Source organism: Nocardia asteroides (assembly GCF_021183625.1).
GTDB classification, from domain to species: domain Bacteria; phylum Actinomycetota; class Actinomycetes; order Mycobacteriales; family Mycobacteriaceae; genus Nocardia; species Nocardia asteroides_A.
The window spans coordinates 6,528,654-6,545,648 of record NZ_CP089214.1 but is presented as its reverse complement, the minus strand read 5'-3'; the positions used below and the strand labels follow the sequence as shown (position 1 = coordinate 6,545,648).

The 16,995-nt window shown below is 72.4% G+C and carries 18 protein-coding genes; 7 read left to right on the top strand and 11 right to left on the bottom strand.

Features of this window, described 5'->3' with window-relative positions; genetic code table 11:
- Positions 1-19 precede the first annotated feature (19 nt).
- Positions 20-964, top strand: coding sequence for a prolyl aminopeptidase (pip, locus tag LTT61_RS30270; protein ID WP_233017419.1), 945 nt, complete (start codon positions 20-22; stop codon positions 962-964).
- Here pip and LTT61_RS30265 read toward each other — a convergent pair.
- Positions 958-1,788: a sterol desaturase family protein gene (locus tag LTT61_RS30265; protein ID WP_233017418.1), complete on the bottom strand. Its 831-nt coding sequence runs from the start codon at positions 1,786-1,788 to the stop codon at positions 958-960. The two genes, pip and LTT61_RS30265, sit on opposite strands and share 7 nt — an antisense overlap.
- 2 nt (positions 1,789-1,790) lie before the next feature.
- The gene (locus LTT61_RS30260; RefSeq protein ID WP_233017417.1) at positions 1,791-2,507 is read right to left on the bottom strand and encodes a FadR/GntR family transcriptional regulator; all 717 of its coding nucleotides are present in this window, start codon (positions 2,505-2,507) and stop codon (positions 1,791-1,793) included.
- A gap of 116 nt (positions 2,508-2,623) precedes the next feature.
- On the opposite strand from LTT61_RS30260, the gene LTT61_RS30255 reads away from it, so the two are divergent.
- Both LTT61_RS30255 and LTT61_RS30250 read left to right on the top strand, forming a co-directional pair.
- Positions 2,624-3,355, top strand: a complete 732-nt coding sequence (locus tag LTT61_RS30255; protein ID WP_233017416.1) for a hypothetical protein — start codon at positions 2,624-2,626, stop codon at positions 3,353-3,355.
- 119 nt (positions 3,356-3,474) lie between these two features.
- Positions 3,475-5,430: an FAD-dependent oxidoreductase gene (locus LTT61_RS30250; RefSeq protein WP_233017415.1), complete on the top strand. Its 1,956-nt coding sequence runs from the start codon at positions 3,475-3,477 to the stop codon at positions 5,428-5,430.
- Here LTT61_RS30250 and LTT61_RS30245 read toward each other — a convergent pair.
- Positions 5,427-5,687 (bottom strand): DUF742 domain-containing protein, encoded by a 261-nt coding sequence (locus tag LTT61_RS30245; RefSeq protein ID WP_233017414.1) that lies wholly within the window; start codon positions 5,685-5,687, stop codon positions 5,427-5,429. The two genes, LTT61_RS30250 and LTT61_RS30245, sit on opposite strands and share 4 nt — an antisense overlap.
- Before the next feature lie 255 nt (positions 5,688-5,942).
- Between LTT61_RS30245 and LTT61_RS30240 the strand changes: the two genes are divergently transcribed.
- Positions 5,943-6,869 carry an LLM class flavin-dependent oxidoreductase gene (locus LTT61_RS30240; protein ID WP_233017413.1) on the top strand — a complete coding sequence of 309 codons (927 nt, stop codon included), beginning with the start codon at positions 5,943-5,945 and terminating at the stop codon, positions 6,867-6,869.
- 2 nt (positions 6,870-6,871) lie between these two features.
- Here the strand turns inward: LTT61_RS30240 and LTT61_RS30235 are convergent, their stop codons facing one another.
- On the bottom strand, positions 6,872-7,267 hold the full coding sequence (locus LTT61_RS30235; protein ID WP_233017412.1) for a DUF427 domain-containing protein: 396 nt from the start codon (positions 7,265-7,267) through the stop codon (positions 6,872-6,874).
- 13 nt (positions 7,268-7,280) lie between these two features.
- Complete coding sequence (locus LTT61_RS30230; RefSeq protein ID WP_233017411.1) at positions 7,281-8,135, bottom strand: acyl-CoA thioesterase; 855 nt, start codon at positions 8,133-8,135, stop codon at positions 7,281-7,283.
- A 128-nt stretch (positions 8,136-8,263) separates the two neighbouring features.
- On the opposite strand from LTT61_RS30230, the gene mftA reads away from it, so the two are divergent.
- Genes mftA through mftC form a run of 3 tightly spaced genes read left to right on the top strand, consistent with a single transcriptional unit; the run spans position 8,264 to position 9,805 of the window.
- Positions 8,264-8,353 carry a mycofactocin precursor MftA gene (gene mftA / locus LTT61_RS30225; protein WP_233017410.1) on the top strand — a complete coding sequence of 30 codons (90 nt, stop codon included), beginning with the start codon at positions 8,264-8,266 and terminating at the stop codon, positions 8,351-8,353.
- A complete protein-coding gene (gene mftB, locus LTT61_RS30220; RefSeq protein WP_420094714.1) occupies positions 8,331-8,627 on the top strand; it encodes a mycofactocin biosynthesis chaperone MftB in 297 nt (98 codons plus the stop codon). The genes mftA and mftB overlap by 23 nt, the downstream gene beginning before the upstream one ends.
- A complete protein-coding gene (mftC, locus tag LTT61_RS30215; RefSeq protein WP_233017408.1) occupies positions 8,624-9,805 on the top strand; it encodes a mycofactocin radical SAM maturase in 1,182 nt (393 codons plus the stop codon). The genes mftB and mftC overlap by 4 nt, the downstream gene beginning before the upstream one ends.
- 102 nt (positions 9,806-9,907) lie before the next feature.
- Here the strand turns inward: mftC and LTT61_RS30210 are convergent, their stop codons facing one another.
- From LTT61_RS30210 to LTT61_RS30185, 6 genes are read right to left on the bottom strand one after another with little or no spacing between them, the layout of a single operon-like run.
- Positions 9,908-11,332, bottom strand: a complete 1,425-nt coding sequence (locus LTT61_RS30210; RefSeq protein ID WP_233017407.1) for an MCE family protein — start codon at positions 11,330-11,332, stop codon at positions 9,908-9,910.
- The gene (locus tag LTT61_RS30205; protein WP_233017406.1) at positions 11,333-12,514 is read right to left on the bottom strand and encodes an MCE family protein; all 1,182 of its coding nucleotides are present in this window, start codon (positions 12,512-12,514) and stop codon (positions 11,333-11,335) included.
- Positions 12,515-12,520: 6 nt separating this feature from the next.
- A complete protein-coding gene (locus LTT61_RS30200; RefSeq protein ID WP_233017405.1) occupies positions 12,521-13,753 on the bottom strand; it encodes an MCE family protein in 1,233 nt (410 codons plus the stop codon).
- Positions 13,750-14,784: an MCE family protein gene (locus tag LTT61_RS30195; protein WP_233017404.1), complete on the bottom strand. Its 1,035-nt coding sequence runs from the start codon at positions 14,782-14,784 to the stop codon at positions 13,750-13,752. Before LTT61_RS30195 ends, LTT61_RS30200 begins: the two co-directional genes overlap by 4 nt.
- On the bottom strand, positions 14,784-15,806 hold the full coding sequence (locus LTT61_RS30190; RefSeq protein WP_233017403.1) for an MCE family protein: 1,023 nt from the start codon (positions 15,804-15,806) through the stop codon (positions 14,784-14,786). The genes LTT61_RS30195 and LTT61_RS30190 overlap by 1 nt, the downstream gene beginning before the upstream one ends.
- A complete protein-coding gene (locus LTT61_RS30185; protein WP_233017402.1) occupies positions 15,803-16,987 on the bottom strand; it encodes an MCE family protein in 1,185 nt (394 codons plus the stop codon). The genes LTT61_RS30190 and LTT61_RS30185 overlap by 4 nt, the downstream gene beginning before the upstream one ends.
- Between the last annotated feature and the right edge of the window lie 8 nt (positions 16,988-16,995).

Genomic DNA, 16,995 nt, shown 5'->3' with positions numbered 1-16,995 from the left:
TTGACTACCGTCGAGCACCGTGCCCCCCTTCCCCCCGATCGACCCCTACGCCGACGGCCTGCTCGAGGTCGGCGACGGCAACCACGTCTACTGGTGCACCAGCGGCAACCCGGACGGCCGCGCGGCGCTGGTCGTCCACGGCGGCCCCGGCAGCGGCAGCAGCCCCGGACCCCGGAAGACATTCGACCCGAACATCTTCCGCATCGTCCAGTTCGACCAGCGCGGCTGCGGCCGCAGCACGCCGAGCGCGGCCGACCCCGCCACCGACATGGCGGTGAACACCACCGAGCACCTGATCGCCGACATGGAGCGGCTCCGCGAGCACCTCGGCATCGAGCGCTGGCTGCTCTACGGCGGCTCCTGGGGCTCGACCCTGATCCTCGCCTACGCCGAGCGCTTCCCGGAGCGGGTCACCGGCATCGTGCTGGTCGGGGTGACCACCACCCGCCGCCGCGAGACCGACTGGCTGTACCGCGGCCTCGGCCGCTTCCTCCCCGCCGAGTGGGAGCGCTTCCGCGCCGTCGTCTCCGGCGCGGACGACCCGGTCGAGGGCTACCGGCTCCTCCTGGAGCACCCGGACCCCGACGTCCGCCGCGGTGCCGCCGTCGAGTGGTGCCGCTGGGAGGACGCCGCCATCGCCCACGAATCCCTCGGCGGCCCCGGCCAGTACAGCGCCAAGGAGAACACCGCGCTGCTCGCCTTCGTCCGCATCTGCACGCACTACTTCGCGCACGCCGCCTGGCTCGAGGAGGGTGTGCTGCTGCGCGACGCGCACCGGCTCACCGGCATCCCCGGCGAGCTGATCCACGGCCGCCTCGACCTCTCCACCCCGCTGGAAACCGCCTGGGACCTCGCGAAGGCCTGGCCGGAGGCCCGGCTGCACATCATCGAGGACTCCGGCCACACCGGTAGCCCCGCCATGGGCGCGGCTGTCGGCCGCGCCGTCGCCCGCTTCGCCTACTGATCCGCGGGCCGCCACCCCGGCGCGCGCGCCACGAACCCCCACCGATCCCGCAGGCACGCCGCCCCGCGCACATCCCGCCAGATCGCGGCGAACTCGTGGGTGGCGACCCGCACCGGGTTGAACGTGGCGATATTCGTGGTGAGCCCGTACCGCACCCGGGCCAGCTCCGGCTCGAAGGTGCCGAAAAGCCGGTCCCAGACGATGAGGATGCCGCCGTAGTTGCGATCCAGGTACTCCGGGTTCGCGCCGTGGTGCACCCGGTGGTGCGAGGGCGTGTTGAAGACGAACTCGACCGGCGCCCAGAGCCTCCCGACCCGCTCGGTGTGCAGGAAGAACTGGTAGAGCAGGCTCACCGACTGCTGCAGCAGGATGGCCCACGGCGGGAAGCCGAGCAGCGCGAGCGGCAGCCAGAACGGCATGGCGGTGAACGGCGTCCAGGGCTGGCGCAGCGCGGTCGACAGGTTGAAGAACCGGCTGGAGTGGTGCACCACGTGGCTGGCCCAGAGCACCCGGACGGTGTGGTGCGTGCGGTGATAGCAATAGAAGGCGAGGTCGTCGGCGAGGAAGAGCAGCGCCCAGAACCACCAGGTGTCGGCGGGCAGGTGCAGCGGCGACACCGTGTACGCGGCGGCGAGCACGGCGACCAGCGCCAGCTTCCAGCCCGCGTTCACCACCACGCTGCCGAGCCCCATGCCGATACTGGTTCTGGCATCGCGGAATTCGTAGCCGAGTTCGTCCTCGTCCGGCAGGAAGCGGAACGACGCGGCCTCCAGGGCGAGGCAGAGCACGAAGACCGGGACGGCATGCAGGATCAGGTCGAACATCGCTACTCCTCGACCCCGCCCGCGAGCAGCGCCACCATCCGGCCGAGCAGCTCGGTGGCGAGCGCGTGCGCGCCCTCCGCGTCGGCGGCGGCGATCCGGCGGGCCAGCTCGGCGTGCGCGGCGCGGTCCACGTACTCCATGAAGAGCCCGAGGTCGGCGATCACCGGCCAGCCGATCGCGCCGAACCCCGCGACCAGGGTGTTCAGCCCGAGCCGGTAGGCGATATTGCCGGAGCCGTCGATCACGGCGGTCCAGAAGTCCAGGTCGGCGGCGGTGGCGTCGACCGGCCGGTCGGTGGCGGCCGGGTAGCGCTCGGCGGCCGCGGTGACGGCGGCCCGCTGCTCGGGGGTGGCGCGCTCGGCACAGAGCCGGGCGGCGTCCGCCGCGACGCTGCGGCGCATCTCGGCGATATCGCGCAGCATCCGCACCGGCGGCACCGCGCCGGTCTCGGCCAGCGCCGAGAGCGCGTCCAGCCCGGCGCTGACCCGCCAGTCCAGCACCCTGGTCTTGCCGCCCTGCGCGATCCGGACCAGCCCGGCCTGCCTGACCCCCTTGAGCGCCTCGCGCACCGCGTGCCGGTTCACACCGAAGCGCTCGGCCAGCTCCCGCTCGCCGGGCAGCGCGTCGCCGGGCGCCAGCCGCCCGGCGAGGATCTCGGTGACGAGCTGCCCGAAGACCTCGTCGGAGACCGAGGCGCGGGTGACCGGGGTGATGTCCACTCCCCCACCATCCCGCATGATGCGCCGCTGGTCAACTGGTTGGACCAGTTGATCGCCGAAACATTCGAACCGGACACTCGCCACCCGACGCTCGCAGTAATGCGAGGATGGTGCCCATGTCTGCCGCGGGCCGATGGCGTTACCCGACTGCACTGACCGCTGTCGGTGACGACCCCGGGCTGTCCGACGGAATTGCCTGGGTCGCCCGCAGATCCCGCCGTTTCGGCGGGACGCCGCTGGTCTACGCGCCGGGCCGGTCGAATGTCGACGACAACCCGTGGCTGCGCGAGTTCGTCGACGAGGCCAGGGCGCTGGTGGCGACCTGGCGCAGGCCGGCCACGACCTGGCGCGGCGGCCCGGTGCTCGCGGCCTGGCCGACCCCGGAGGAGCTCACCCGGATCGCCGACGACCGCCGCACCACCGCGCTCTGCGTGGTGCCGAACAGCCTGGACGAGGTCGCCGCCTGGGCGCAGGCCGCGCAGCCCCGGCTGCTCGGCCCCGCGGTGCCGCCCCCCGGCGCGGCCCGGCTGGACCCGGTGGTGGCCGAGGCGCTGACGACGCTCTCCGGGCTGGTCGACCCGGCCTCGAATCTCACCGCGGCACAGGACCGCAGGGACGCCGCCGCGGTGCTGAGCATCGCGCACGAGAACGGCCACTGCTTCACCGGCGACGACGTCTACGCCTGGACCCTGGCCAACGGCTGGCCCGCGCGGGCGGCGACCCGGCTGGCCGCGCTCGCCGCGCACGTCGCCACCGGCCAGCGCCCGCCGCTGCCGACCAGCAGCTTCGCCACCGAGATCCTGGACGTCTGGCGCGACCGCGCGACCACGGGTGAGGCACCGAAGTAATCCGGGATTCCGGAAGAACTTCCTGGTCTTCGCTGCTTTACTCCCGGCTGTCGTGCAGGCTATGGTTCCGCGACAGCCTATTCATGTGAGTCGTGATTCACATACCGCCGGGAGTTCGCATGGACCTCACCGCACGTCAGCGGGCAGCCCTCACGCTGATCTGCGACACGTTCGCACCGGGTGACGGCAACGCCCTGCCCTCCGCCGCCGAGCTCGGCGTTCCCGACGTCGTGCTGCGGCTGCTGGCCCGCAATCCGCGCGCCGCGGAGGGCAGGCAGCTCGCCACCCTGCTCGGGATCTGGGACTCCCCGCTGCTCGCGCTGCTCACCGGCGGCGCCCCCGGCCGCTTCTCGGCCCGCACGCAGGCCGAGCGGGAGCGGCTGCTGCTCGGCCTCGGCAACTCGCGGCTCGCCCCCAAGCGCGCGATCTTCCAGGCGCTCAAGCAGGCGGCGCTGCTCTCGTACTACACCACCCCCGGCCCGCACGGCGACAACCCGCTGTGGAAGGAAATGGGGTACCCGGCCGCGCCGGGCCCGCTGGCCACGGCACCCGAGCCCGCCCTGAAACCGCTGCGCCCGAACGGCTCCGAAACGCTCGACTGCGATGTCGTCGTGGTCGGCTCCGGAGCGGGCGGCGGCGCGGCCGCGGCCAGGCTCGCGGCGGCCGGGCTGGACGTGGTGGTGCTGGAGCGCGGCGAGTACTACGACGACGCCGACTTCGGGAACGGCGAGCTCGACGCCCTCACCACGCTCTACTCCCCCGGCCCGCAGGCCACCGCCGAGGGGCAGCTGACCCTGGTGGCCGGGAGCTGCCTCGGCGGCGGCACCGTCGTCAACTGGAGCACCTCGCTGCGCACCCCGGACGCGGTGCGCGCGGAGTGGGCGGCGCTCGGCGCGGAGCAGTTCGCCGGCGACGAGTACGGCGCCGCCATGGACGAGGTGGTGCGCCGCATCGCGGTGACCTCGGAGCGCTCCCCGCTCTCCGCCCGCGACGGCGTGCTGGCGCGCGGCGTCACCGCGCTCGGCTGGGAGCTGGACACCCTGCCGCGCAACGTCACCGACGCCTGCGACGCGGGCACCGAGTGCGGCCGCTGCGGCTACGGCTGCCGGATCGGCGCCAAGCAGTCGGCGACCAAGACCTGGCTGCGCGATGCCGCCGAGCGCGGCGCCCGGCTGGTGGTCGGCGCCGACGTGCGCCGGGTCGAGGTCAGCGCGGGCCGGGCGACCGGCGTCACCGCGCGCACCGCCGACGGCGCCGAGTTCACCGTGCGGGCCGGGGCGGTGGTGGTCGCCGCGGGCGCCATCCAGACCCCGGCGCTGCTGCGCCGCTCCGGATTGCGGAACAAGAACATCGGCGACCATCTGCGGCTGCACCCGGCCTCCGCGGTCTTCGGCACCTTCGACGAGGAGATCCGGCCCTGGGAGGGCGGGCTGCAGACCCGGATCTCCCGGCAGCACGCGGATCTGGACGGCGACGGCTACGGCGTCATCTACGAGACCGGCCCGATGCACCCCGGCATGCTGGTCGGCTTCATGAACTGGCTCGGCGCCGACGCGCACCGCGCCGCCATGCTGAACCTGGGCAACACCGTCGCCATCGGCGTGATCACCAGGGACCGCGACCACGGCACGGTGACCGTGGACAAGGCGGGCGAGCCGATCGTGCACTACACGCTCTCGGCGCGGGACCGCGCGCACCTGCACCGCGGGATCACCGGTGCCGCCGAGATCCTGGAGGCAGCCGGGGCGCGGGCGATCAACTCCGGGCACCAGTCCGGCGCCTCGTACGAGCCGGGGAGCCGCGGCGACCACGCCGCCTTCGCGGCCCGCTGCGCGAGCGCCGGGTACGGGCCGGGCCAGTGCGCCATGGCGGCGCTGCACATCATGGGCTCGGCCCGGATGGGCGGCAGCGCCGAGCACTCCGCGCTGAACCCGGACGGCGCCACCTGGGAGGTGCCGAACCTGGTCGTCGCGGACGCCTCCTGCTTCCCCACCGCGTCCGGGGTGAACCCGATGGTCTCGATCGAGGCGATCGGCTGGATGAACGCGGGCAGGCTGGCCGCGACGCTCGCCTAGAGCGCCTCGATTCCCTTCAGCAGCGCGCGCAGGACACCGATGTCGGCGGCATCGGTGTCCCGGTCGAGCGGCACCGGCTCGCGGAACTCCAGCAGGCCGTCGTCGACCAGCACCTTGGTCGAGGTGAGCGGAAGCCGCAGCTTCGCGGCGAGTTCGGCGATCGACTGCGGCTCCCGGCCGAGCCGCAGGATCTCCGCGTACAGCCGGCCGATCGTGCCCGCGTCCTCGTCGAACCATGCCTCCCCGTGGTCGTTCACGGCCGCGGCGGGTCGAACTCGTCCGGGCGCAATCGGTGCGGCGGGCGGCGGGCGGCGTCACCGGGCGGCCCCACCCCGACCAGCTCCTGCGCCCGGTCTGCTCACCTCCGAGGATCACCAGGTTCTCCGCGTAGTTCGCCGCGCGCGTCGCCGAGGTACTCGGCGAACATCTCGGCGTAGAGCGCCTGGAAGCCGGCGATGTCGCCGGCCAGGTCGGGGCGGAGCGCGACCGGGTGTTTGGGCTACCGTCGGGAGATGCGGTTCGGGATCTTCGTACCCCAGCTGGTCGCCGACGCGGGCGCGCTGCTCGACCTCGCGCGCACCGCCGAGCGCACCGGCTTCGACACGTTCTGGGTCTTCGACCACCTCTACGCGCCCGGCCTGCCCGAGCAGCCCGCGCTGGAGGCGTGGACCACCGCGACCGCGCTGCTCTGCGGCACCGAGACGCTCCGGGTCGGCGCCCTCGTCCTGTGCAACGGCTTCCGGCACCCGGCGCTGCTCGGCCGGATGGCCACCACGCTGGACGTCATCTCCGGCGGCAGGCTGGAGTTCGGCATCGGCAGCGGGTCGGTCGCGGAGGAGCACCGCCGCGCCGGGCTGCCGTGGGGCAGCGCCGCCGAGCGCTCCGCGCGGCTCGGCGAGACGCTGGAGATCGTCACCCGGATGTTCACCGGCGAGCCGACCACCTTCGCCGGCGCGCACTACCGGGTCACCGAGCTGCCGAACGTGCCAGGCCCGGTGCAGCGGCCGCGGCCGCCGATCCACCTGGGCGGGGCGGGGCCGAAGTACACGCTGCCGCTGGTCGCCCGGTACGCCGACGTCTGGAACATCCCCACCTACGGCCTGCGCGACCGGCCCGCGCTCACCTCCGCGCTGGAGCGCGAATGCGCTGCCGTGCAGCGGGATCCGGCCACCATCGCGCGCTCGCACCAGGCGGTGCTCGCGCTGGCCCCGGACGAGGCCGCGCTGCCCGCGGTGCGGGCGCGGGCCGAACGCCGGTACGGCGCCGCAGCCTACGGCCTGGACGACGGCTACGTCGGCACCCCGGCCATGGTCGCCGAGCAGCTCGCCGAGCGGGCCGCGCACGGCATCGACGCGGTCGTCTTCCTGGTCTCGCCGCGCGAGGCCGAGGCGACCATGGAGCTCTTCGCCGCCGAGGTGCTGCCCAGGCTCGAGCGCTGAGCTCAGTCCCTGCCGCTGACCGCCGGGGTCGCCACCCCGACCCGCAGCGTCACCCGGTCCTGGTAGAAGGCGACGTGCCCGCGCAGCAGCGCCACCTGCGGCGCCGGGTCCTCGTAGCTCCAGACCACCGCCTCGCCGCCGTCGCCGTCGAAGCGCCAGTAGGTCGCGGCGCCCTTGAAGGGGCAGCTGCTCGCGCGCGACTCGTCGGCCGCCAGCTGCACCCGGACGTCGGCGCGCGGCAGGTAGAAGACCAGACCGTGGTCCTGCTCGTCCACCAGCAGCGCGCGGATGCTCTCGGCGACCAGCACCTCGCCGTGGTGCACGGTGATCAGGTTGCGCCGGAGGTGGATGTCGACCCGGTAGTCGGGGCGGGTCAGAAAGCCGGGGTGATCGGTCACCGCAAATCCCTTCTCACAGCCGGGCCTCCGCCGGGATGGCGGTGTCGTCCCCGCGCAGCGGGCGGATCATCGCCTCCTGGGTGAAGGAGGCGATCAGCCGCCCGTCCTCGGTGTGCACCAGCCCGCGCACGCAGGACATGCCCGCGCCGACCTGGATGCTCTCGTGCGAATACAGTAGCCACCCGTCCCACCCGGCAGGCTCGTGGAAGCGCACCGCCACCGTCATCGGCGCGGTGGAGATCGTGTGGTGCGCCTGGGCGGTGCCGACGCCGGGGTGCGCGCGCAGCGTGGCGGAGACCGAGAGGTGCCCGGTGAAGTGCGCGAGCAGCGCCTTGGCCAGGTCGTCGCGGTCCGGGATCGGGTCGTAGCGCAGCCAGGCGTGCAGCTCCGGCGGGCCGACCTCGTCCGGGTCGTTCACGTCGGCCACCCCGACGATCCGCAGGTCGCGGCCGGTCAGCGGCATGTCGACGGAGACCGCGGCCGCCGGGCCGGGTACCTCGGGGCGCGGCACGTGGTGCCGGACGACGTCGTCCGTCGGGGTGTCGGCCAGCACCGAGACCGTGGCGCAGCGCCGCCCGCCCTGCTCCACCCCGACCACCGCACTCGCCATCGAGCGGCCGCGGTGCGTCTGCTCGACCACGAACTCCACCGGCCGCTCCGGATCGACCGCGCGCGAGAAGGTGGCGTGCGCGGAGCGGATCACCTTGTCCTCGAAGGTCTTCGCGGCCGCGACCAGCGATTGCGCGAGCAACTGGGTGCCGTCGACCACCCGCCGCGAGCCCCCGTCGCTGGTCCCCGCGAAGCGGCCGGGACCGGCGGGCTCGACGTCGAAGACAGCCAGCATGCGCCGCACCGACGACTCCGTCATCGCGCACCTCCATCGGTTCGAGAGCAGTGTAATGCACCTTCGGAAATTACATTCTCGTGCCATTTCTTCCTTTTCGACACGAACTGACATTATGCTCGTGATCACAGCCATACAGGAAGGTGACGCAGATGACCGAGGACACGAAGACCGAATCCCTCGTCGAGGAGGACGTGCTGGTCGAGGAGGTCTCGATCGATGGCATGTGCGGTGTCTACTGACCGTCCGCCGTTCGATCCGGCCCGGGCCTACGCACTGGCACCCTCGGTGTCGGTGCGGCCCGAGCCGTTCGGGGCGCTGCTCTACGACTACGGCACCCGCAGGCTCTCGTTCCTGAAGACGCCACTGCTGGTGGCGGTGGTGCGCGCGCTCGCGGAGCAACCCGACGCGAACAGCGCGCTCACCGCGGCGGGCGTGCCCGTCCCCTCGCACGACCACTACTTGCGAGCGCTCGCGGGCCTCGCCGACGCCGGGACCATCCAGGAGCGACCATGAAACTCGTCGAGCACTTCGAACACGGCCTGGACGCCCCCATCTGCCTCACCTGGGAGCTGACCTACGCCTGCAACCTCGCCTGCGAGCACTGCCTCTCCTCCTCCGGCAGGCGCGATCCGCGCGAGCTGAGCACCGCCGAGTGCAAGGCCGTGATCGACGAGCTGCAGCGCATGCAGGTCTTCTACGTCAACATGGGCGGCGGCGAGCCCACCGTGCGGCCCGACTTCTGGGAGCTGCTCGACTACTCCGTCGACCACGGCGTCGGCGTGAAGTTCTCCACCAACGGGGTGCGGCTGAACGCGGCGCGGGCCAAGCAGCTCGCGGCGAGCGACTACGTCGACGTGCAGATCTCCATGGACGGCGCGACCGCCGAGGTCAACGACGCGGTACGCGGGCCCGGCTCGTTCGACATGGCCTACCGGGCCATGGGCAACCTGGCCGACGCCGGGTTCGAGAACTTCAAGATCTCGGTCGTGATGACGCGGCACAACGTCGCCCAGCTCGACGACTTCAAGGCCATCGCCGACCGGTTCGGCGCGCAGCTGCGGATCACCCGGCTGCGGCCCTCCGGGCGCGGCGCGGACGTCTGGCCGGAGCTGCACCCGACCACCGACCAGCAGCTGGCGATCTACGACTGGCTGATCGCCAACGGCGAGAAGGTGCTCACCGGCGACTCGTTCTTCCACCTGAACGCGCTCGGCTCCACCCCGCTGCCCGGGCTGAACCTGTGCGGCGCGGGCCGGGTGGTGTGCCTGATCGACCCGGTCGGCGACGTGTACGCCTGCCCGTTCGCCATCCACGACGAATTCCTGGCCGGGAACGTGCGCGACCCGGGCGGGTTCGAATCCGTCTGGCGCCGCTCCGAGCTCTTCACCCGGCTGCGCGAGCCGCAGACCGGCGGGGCCTGCGTCTCCTGCTCGGCCTACGACTCCTGCAAGGGCGGGTGCATGGCGGCGAAGTTCTTCACCGGGCTGCCGCTGGACGGGCCGGATCCGGAGTGCGTGCGCGGGAACGCTGAGCTCGAGCTGGCGGGGTCGCTGCCCAAGCCGGACAAGGATCATTCGCGGAAGGGTCGCAAGGCGTCGGTCGGGCTCGGGCTGCCGACGATCCAGCGTCCGGCGGCGACGGTCGCGGGCAAGGCCTGCGACACCAGCCCCCTGGCCGGTCTCGGCCGCTGACGAAATCGCACCGGGCGCCCCGCATGTCATGCGGGGCGCCCGGTGCGTGTGGGGGTGGGCACCGGTCGCGTCGATCGACGGGCCGGGCGGACCGGATCGTGCTCAGTGCGGGAGCATGTCCGTCCAGACGGCAGCTTTGTCGGCGAGATCCGTTTGCTGGTAGAGCTTTCCGTCCGGGCCCAGGTAGTTGCCGGTGTGCGGGTCGTACTGCGCCGTTCCGAACGACGGGGGCGCGGTCCCGAACGAGGCCGGCGCGGTTCCGTAGCGGGAGTCCGGCGGGATCCCCTGCCCCTCGAGGCTCGGGTCGCGGGGGTAGGGGCCGAGCAGCGGCTGCTCGTTGGCGAGCGGGACGAAACCCTCCGGGCTGTGGCAGAGCGCGGCGGTCGGGGCGCGCTTGGCCGGGTTCTCCGCGCACGGGATGTTGCGCACGCCGCGCACCGCGATATCGGAGTTCTGCGGCAGCTTGCAGTACAGGTCGTTCGGGGTGTCGATGACCGTGGTGTCCTCCGGTGAGCGCCACTCCGACGGCGGCAGGAAGCCGACGGTGCAGGCGGGCGGGTCGGAGACGCCGCTGATCCGGAAGTCGCCGAGCCCGAGCCCGGAGGCGTTCCGGTTCGGCTGCACCGCCTGGATCATGGAGATCGAGGGCGGCAGCAGCACCAGCAGCTGCTCCAGCCCGGCGTTGTAGGTGACCGCGAGCTGGCCGACGCTGGTCAGGTTGCCGAGCAGGATCGGCAGCGTGGGCCGCAGCTGGCCGAGCAGCTGCTCCAGCTCGGCGCTGAACCCCGGGCCGGAGTGCAGGAGTTCGCGCAGCTGGGGGTCGTTGGCGACGAGCTGCGCGGTGACGCCGGAGAGGCTGCGGGTCCAGATCCGGATGGCGTCGGCGGAGCGCACCTGGGAGTCGAGCAGTGGCCGCGCGTCCTCGATCAGGGTGCGGGTCTGCGGCGCCACCCCGTTCAGCTCGCTGGCTATGGTCTGCCCCGAGGTGAGCAGCGTCTCCAGGTCGTACTGGGCGCCGTGCAGGCCGGTGAAGAGCTCGCCGAGCAGGCTGTGCAGCTCGTCGGTGGGGATGGTGCCGACCAGCGCGCTCAGCGAGTCGAGCATCGGGCCGACCGGCTGCGGGATGGCGGCGTCGCGCAGCGCCACCACCGAACCGTCGCGCAGGAACGGCGCCGCGTCGGTGCGCGGGCGCAGCTCCAGGTACTGCTCGCCGACCGCGGAGACGCTGCGCACCTGCGCCTCCAGGTCGGCCGGGATGTCGCGGCCGGAGTCGATCGCGAGGTGCGCGAGCACCCCGTCGTCGGTGAGCTCGACCGAGGTCACCTTGCCGATCTCGACGCCGCGGTAGGTGACGTTGCCGAAGCGGTAGAGCCCGCCGGTGGCCGGCAGCTCGACCGTCACCCGCATGGTGCCGATCCCGGCGAGCGTCGGCAGCTTCATGTAGACCGTCGCCATCACGGTCAGCCCGATCACCGAGAGCACGGCGAAGATGACCAGCTGGAACTTGACGAAGCGGGACAGCAACATTCAGCGGCCTCCGTCCGGAGCGATACCGACCCGGAGCGGGTCGGAGGTCTGCTGCGCGTAGCCCGGATCGCCGACGGCGGCCTGCACCACGGCGGTCGGGTCGCCGTAGGGGGTGCCGAGCAGCAGCTCTCGCTGCAGCCGGGGAATGGTGAGGTCGACGGTGGCGAACAGGTTGAGGTAGTCGCCGCGCGCCGCGCCGTCGATCGTCTTCTGCCCGTACGGGTAGACGGTCGCGTAGGCGAGCGCCGCGTCGATCTGCGGGCCGACGTCGGCCAGCGCGGAGAGCGTCGGCTCCAGGTTGCGCAGGTTGGTGACCAGGTCGGCCTGCACGTCGCGGACCACCGCGGTGCTGGTGTCGCTGAAGGCGCGCAGCCGGTCGAGCGCGTCGGTGAGGGCGGGGCGCTCGGCGAGCAGCACGTCCAGGGCGGGGGGCAGCTCGTTCAGGGTCCGGCTGACGGTGTCGCGCTGCTCGGCGAAGCGGCCGCCGAGGCGGTTCAGCGCGTCGATCGAGGCGAGGATGTCGGCGCGCTGGCCGTCCAGGGTGCCGAGGACGGTGTCCAGCCGGTCCAGTAGTGCGCCGACCTGCTCCTGTCTGCCGTCGAAGGCGTCGTTCAGGCTGTGGATGATGTCGCCGAGCTGGCCGAGGCCGCCGCCGTTCACCACCACCGAGAGCGAGGCCAGGGTCTGCTCGGTGGAGGGGTAGGTGGAGGAGGCATTCAGCGGGATGCGGACGCCGGAGGAGAGGGTTCCGGCCGGGGTCTGACCGGCGGGCGTGTTCAGCGCGAGGTGGCTGGAGCCGAGCAGGCTGGTCTGGCCGACGGTGGCGACGACGTTCGCCGGGACGGCGGCGTCCGGGCTGATCGAGGCCTGGACGACGGCGTGCCAGCCGTCCAGCCGGATGCCGCTGACGCTGCCGACCACGACGTCGTCCACCATGACCGGCGAATTCTGCACCAGGGTGCCGATATTCGCCATCTCCACGTCGATGGTGACGGCATCGCTTCCCTGGCCGGGCGCACCGGGCAGCGGCAGGGTCTCCACGCCCTTCCAGGCGCAGCCCGAGACCGCCGCCACGGCGCACAGCGCGATACCGGTCACGCGCAGCGCTCGGGCCCGGAGCGCGGCAGCGCCGCGCCCCGGCCTCGCGGGGGCGATCGACTCACGTTGGCCGGAGGTGAACACGGCTCACTACCTTCCGGGGAAGAGGATGGCCCCGAGATCGGGGAGGGGCGGCGGGGGCGGGGAGGTGGTGTCCACAACCAGGGGAATCAGATCCTGCTCGGTGTAGATCAGGCTCTCCGGGCGCGCGGTCGGCCCGAGCGCGGGGTTCACCGGGACCGGGAGGTAGTTGAAGTTGAGCAGCCCGAGGACCGGGCCGAGGTAGTCGCGGCACTTGCGCGCCCCCTCCTCGGAGGTGCCGTTCTCCAGGCTGGCGATGGCCGAGCAGACGAACTGGATCGGGTCGCTGAAATTGTTCAGCACGAAGACGCCCGCCTCGGTGGCGGTGTCCGGGTTGTAGATGTTGTAGAAGTTGGCGATGCTCGTCGGGAAGACGTGCAGCAGCTGCTCCAGATCGTCCCGGTTGTCCACCAGGTTCTGCGTCACGTCGGTGAGCCGCTGCACCTGCTCGGTGGCCCGGTCCCGGTTCGCGGTGACGAACCGCTGCACCTCCCCCACCGCGACCGAGAGGCTCGCCAGTGCCGCGTCCAGGTCGGAGCGGCTGTCGTTCAGCACGCTGGAGAGCGTGGCCAGCCGGTCCTGGAACTGCACGATCTGCACATCGCTGTCGCGCAGCGCCGTCACGAAGGTCTGCAGGTTGCGCAGCGTGCTCGCGATGTCGCCGCTGCCGTCGGCGAGCACCCGGCCCACCGCGGAGAGCTCGAGCAGCGTGCTGCGCAGCTTCGCGCCGTTGCCGTCCATGGCCCGCGCCGCGCTGTCGATGAAGCGCCCGGTGGAGCTGGAGGCCAGGTCGGCGCCGGGCCCGAGCTCGGTGGCGAGCCGGGTGAGCTGGGTCTTGACCTCGTCCCACTCCACCGGGACGGCGGTGCGCTCCAGCGGGATCACCCCGCCGTCGGCCAGCGTCGGCCCCTCGCCGCGGTAGGACGGGGTGAGCTGCACGTAGCGGGCGTCCACCAGGCTCTGCGCCACGACGACGGCCCTGGCGTCCGCCGGGATGGTGACGCCGCGGTCCACCTCCAGCTCCATCTCGGTGCTGGTGCCGGTGGGGCGGATGTCGGCGATCCGCCCGACCTTCACCCCGGCCACCCGCACGTCGTCGCCCCGGTAGATGGCGGTGGCGGTGCTGAACACCGCCGTGATCGTGCGCGGCCCGAAGACCGCGCGGTACCCGTAGGTCCCCGCGACGGCGAGCGCCGCGACGACAAGCACGGCGCCGGCGGCGAGCAGGATTCTTCGGGTCATCGGGGCGGCTCCGGAGTGGGTGCTGGCTGCGGCTGGATGCCGAACGCCTGATCGATGAAGGGCTGGATCACCTGCGCCGGGATCAGGTTCGCGACGTAGGCGTTGTAGAACGGCCCGCCGGAGACGGCCTCGCCCTGGGTCATGGCGACCTTGGCCAGCCCGGGCAGCGCCTCGGCGATATTGTCCCGGTTCTGCTGCAGCATGGCGGCGATCGAGTTCAGCCGGTCGAGGGTGGGGGCCAGCTCGGCCTCGTTGTCCGCCACCAGCCGGGTGAGCTGGTCGGCGACGGCGGTGGTGTTGGCCAGCAGCTCCACGATCGCCTGCCTGCGCGCGGCGAGCACGCCGAGCAGGTCGTTGGCGTTCAGGATCAGGCTGTTCACCTGGGCGCCGCGCTCGGCCAGGATGCCGGTGACGTCGGCGGTGGCGGCGAGCAGGTCGCGCAGCGCGGTGTTGCGGCCGTTCAGCGAGCGGGAGAGCTCGGTGAGGCCGTCGAAGGCCGGGCCGATCTGCGGCGCGATCCGGTCCATGGTGACCGAGAGCATGTCCAGCGACAGGTTCAGCGACTCCGTATCGGTGCCGGTGACGTTGGTGGTCAGCTCGCCGACCGCGTCGGTGAGCGAGTACGGCGAGCCGGTGCGCTCGGCCGGGATGGTGTCGAAGGGGCGCAGCGGGCGCGAGCCCGCCGAGTACTCCGAGACCAGCGTGAGCACCCGCTGGCCGAGCAGCGAGCCGGTCTTGATCCTGGCGGTGCTGGCGTCGCCGAGCACGACGGTCTCGTCGATGGCGAAGGTGACGCGCGCGTCGCCGTCCACCAGCTCGACCCGCGACACCCGGCCCACCTTCGTCCCGGAGACCACCACGTCGTCGCCGACCGAGAGCCCGCCGGCCTCGGTGAAGACCGCGTGGTAGCGCACGGTGCTGACCCAGGTGATGAACTGCTGCGCCTGCAGCCCGAGCAGGATGACGCACAGCATCAGGACGACGCCGACGGTGCCGTGCCTGGCGAGGTGGGTTCCGCGGTACTCCAGCATTACCTGCTGCACCTTCCGGTCGACTGCTCGATCGCGGGCAGCACCACCACGTTTCCGGCCGGGTCGTTGACGCGCACGATGATCGAGCAGATGTAGTACTGGATGAAGTTGCCGTAGGTGCCCGCCCGCACCAGCTTGCGGAAGTTCCCCGGCGCCCGGCCGAGCGCGTCGCCGAGCGTCTGCTTGTCGTCGTCGATCAGCGGCGCGAGCCGGTTGAGCTGGTCGACGGTGCCCGCCAGCGGGGGGTTGGCCTGGGTGAGCAGCCCGGCGATGGTCGCGGTGCCGGTGTCGAGCGCGGTGACGGCGTCGCCGATCGGGTCCCGCTCCGCGGCCAGCTCGGCGACGAGCCGGTCCAGCCGGTCGATGGTGGCCGAGAAGCGGTCACCGTCCCTGGCGAGGGTCTGCATGACGGTGTTCAGGTGGTCGATGAGCTGCTGGATCACCTGGCCGTCGGCGGCGAGCGTGCCGGTGAAGGAGGCGGTGCGCGCCATCAGCGATTCGACGGTGCCCTCCCTGCCCTGCACGATCTCGAGCAGCGACCAGGTGAGCGCGTTCACCTGGCGCGAATCCAGCCCCTGGATCACCGGTTTCAACCCGCCGAGCAGCAGATCCAGATCCAGCGCGGGCGAGGTGCGCTGCTGCGGGATCTCCGCGCCCTCCGCCAGCACACCCGGCGTGCCGGGCGCCTCGGTGAGCTCCAGGTACCGGTCGCCGACCAGGTTCAGGTAGCGCACGGCGAGCGCGGTGCCCTCGGTCAGCGCCAGCGTGCGCTCGGCGTCGAAGCCGACCCGCACCGAGTGGTCGGCGCGCAGCGTCACCTCCCGCACGCTGCCGACCTCGACGCCCGCGACCCGCACGGTGTCGCCGGGGCGCAGCCCGGAGGAGTCGGCGAAGATCGCCGTGTACTCCGCGCGCGCGCCGGAGCGGTAGTCGCCGAACACCATCAGGAGCAGCCCGGAGAGCAGCAGCATGACCACCGCGAAGGCACCGAACTTGAGCAGCGGGCCGTTGCGCCGGTTCATCGCGGCGCCCCCGTCAGCAGCGGGCCGAACAGCAGCTGCTGGATACTGGCCGAGTTCAGTTCCACGGTCTGCCTGCCACTCTCGAAGGGGTTGGCGCCGGTGTCGGCGACCACGTAGGGCGGCCTGCCCTCGTACGGCACCGGCAGCACCGAGCACTGCGGCCCGCCGGACGCCGCGACCTTGGGCAGGTGCTGCGGGTACATGTAGGGCTCGATGCCGAGCATGAAGTTGGCCGAGAGCCCGAGCCCGGGCACGTCCACCGGCGGGGAGCGGGAGAGATCGCCGAACCCCTCCAGCGAGCAGGTGAGCGCCGCCCGGTAGTCCCTGGTCAGGGTGGTGGTCGGAACCAGGGCGGCCAGCGTGCTGTCGAGCACGGCGTGGTTCTCGGCGAGCACCGCCGTCCCGGTGTCGGAGAGCCCGATCAACCCGACCAGGAAGGCGTCCAGGTTCTGCTGCTCCGCCACCAGGGTGCGGCTGATGGTGCTCGCGTTCGCGGCGGTGTCGAGCAGCGGCTGCGCGGCGTCGGCGTAGGTGTTCAGCACGACGGGCGCGGCGGCCAGATCGGCGGAGAGCGCGGGCAGCGCCGGGTCCAGCTGCGCCAGGAACGATTCCAGGTCGGTGAGCATCTGCCCGACCCGGTCGCCGCGGCCGCTGGTCGCGGTCGCGATGGCGCCGAGCGTCTCGTTCAGCTTCTCCGGCTCGATCTTGCCGAGCACCGTGGTGAGCTGCTGGAAGACGGTGTTGATCTCCACCGTGACGTGCCGCGCGTCCAGCACCTGCCCGGCGGCCAGGTGCCCGGCGCCCGGCCGGGCAGGCGGGATCAGCTGCACGAACTTGGCGCCGAAGACGGTGGTGGAGGCGATGTCGACGGTCACGTCGGCGGGGATGTGGCTCAGCTCCCCGGTGCGGATGGCGAGCCGCAGCTCGGCCAGCCCGTCGGCCCTGGTCTCGATGGACTGCACCGTGCCGACGGTGACGCCGCGCAGCTTGACGTCGGCGTCCGGGTTCATCACCAGCCCGGCGCGCGGCGAGAGCACCGTCACCGGGACGGTCTCGGTGAAGCCGCCGTCGAACAGCCGCAGCGCGACGGCGACGATCGCCACGCCGAGGCCGATCGAGATCAGCCCGGCCAGCGCGCGTTTCGCCTCCGGCGACGGCCGCAGGCGGGAGAGCAGGGGCATCGGGTTCC

What these genes read in the sequence shown, in the direction of transcription:
- LTT61_RS30230 (WP_233017411.1), bottom strand. Translation starts at nt 8,135, where the DNA reads ATGACGGAGTCGTCGGTGCGGCGCATGCTGGCTGTCTTCGACGTCGAG.
- LTT61_RS30250 (WP_233017415.1), top strand. Translation starts at nt 3,475, where the DNA reads ATGGACCTCACCGCACGTCAGCGGGCAGCCCTCACGCTGATCTGCGAC.
- LTT61_RS30200 (WP_233017405.1), bottom strand. Translation starts at nt 13,753, where the DNA reads ATGACCCGAAGAATCCTGCTCGCCGCCGGCGCCGTGCTTGTCGTCGCG.
- LTT61_RS30255 (WP_233017416.1), top strand. Translation starts at nt 2,624, where the DNA reads ATGTCTGCCGCGGGCCGATGGCGTTACCCGACTGCACTGACCGCTGTC.
- LTT61_RS30210 (WP_233017407.1), bottom strand. Translation starts at nt 11,332, where the DNA reads ATGTTGCTGTCCCGCTTCGTCAAGTTCCAGCTGGTCATCTTCGCCGTG.
- mftC (WP_233017408.1), top strand. Translation starts at nt 8,624, where the DNA reads ATGAAACTCGTCGAGCACTTCGAACACGGCCTGGACGCCCCCATCTGC.
- LTT61_RS30265 (WP_233017418.1), bottom strand. Translation starts at nt 1,788, where the DNA reads ATGTTCGACCTGATCCTGCATGCCGTCCCGGTCTTCGTGCTCTGCCTC.
- LTT61_RS30195 (WP_233017404.1), bottom strand. Translation starts at nt 14,784, where the DNA reads ATGCTGGAGTACCGCGGAACCCACCTCGCCAGGCACGGCACCGTCGGC.
- mftA (WP_233017410.1), top strand. Translation starts at nt 8,264, where the DNA reads ATGACCGAGGACACGAAGACCGAATCCCTCGTCGAGGAGGACGTGCTG.
- LTT61_RS30185 (WP_233017402.1), bottom strand. Translation starts at nt 16,987, where the DNA reads ATGCCCCTGCTCTCCCGCCTGCGGCCGTCGCCGGAGGCGAAACGCGCG.
- LTT61_RS30190 (WP_233017403.1), bottom strand. Translation starts at nt 15,806, where the DNA reads ATGAACCGGCGCAACGGCCCGCTGCTCAAGTTCGGTGCCTTCGCGGTG.
- LTT61_RS30240 (WP_233017413.1), top strand. Translation starts at nt 5,943, where the DNA reads ATGCGGTTCGGGATCTTCGTACCCCAGCTGGTCGCCGACGCGGGCGCG.
- mftB (WP_420094714.1), top strand. Translation starts at nt 8,331, where the DNA reads ATGGCATGTGCGGTGTCTACTGACCGTCCGCCGTTCGATCCGGCCCGG.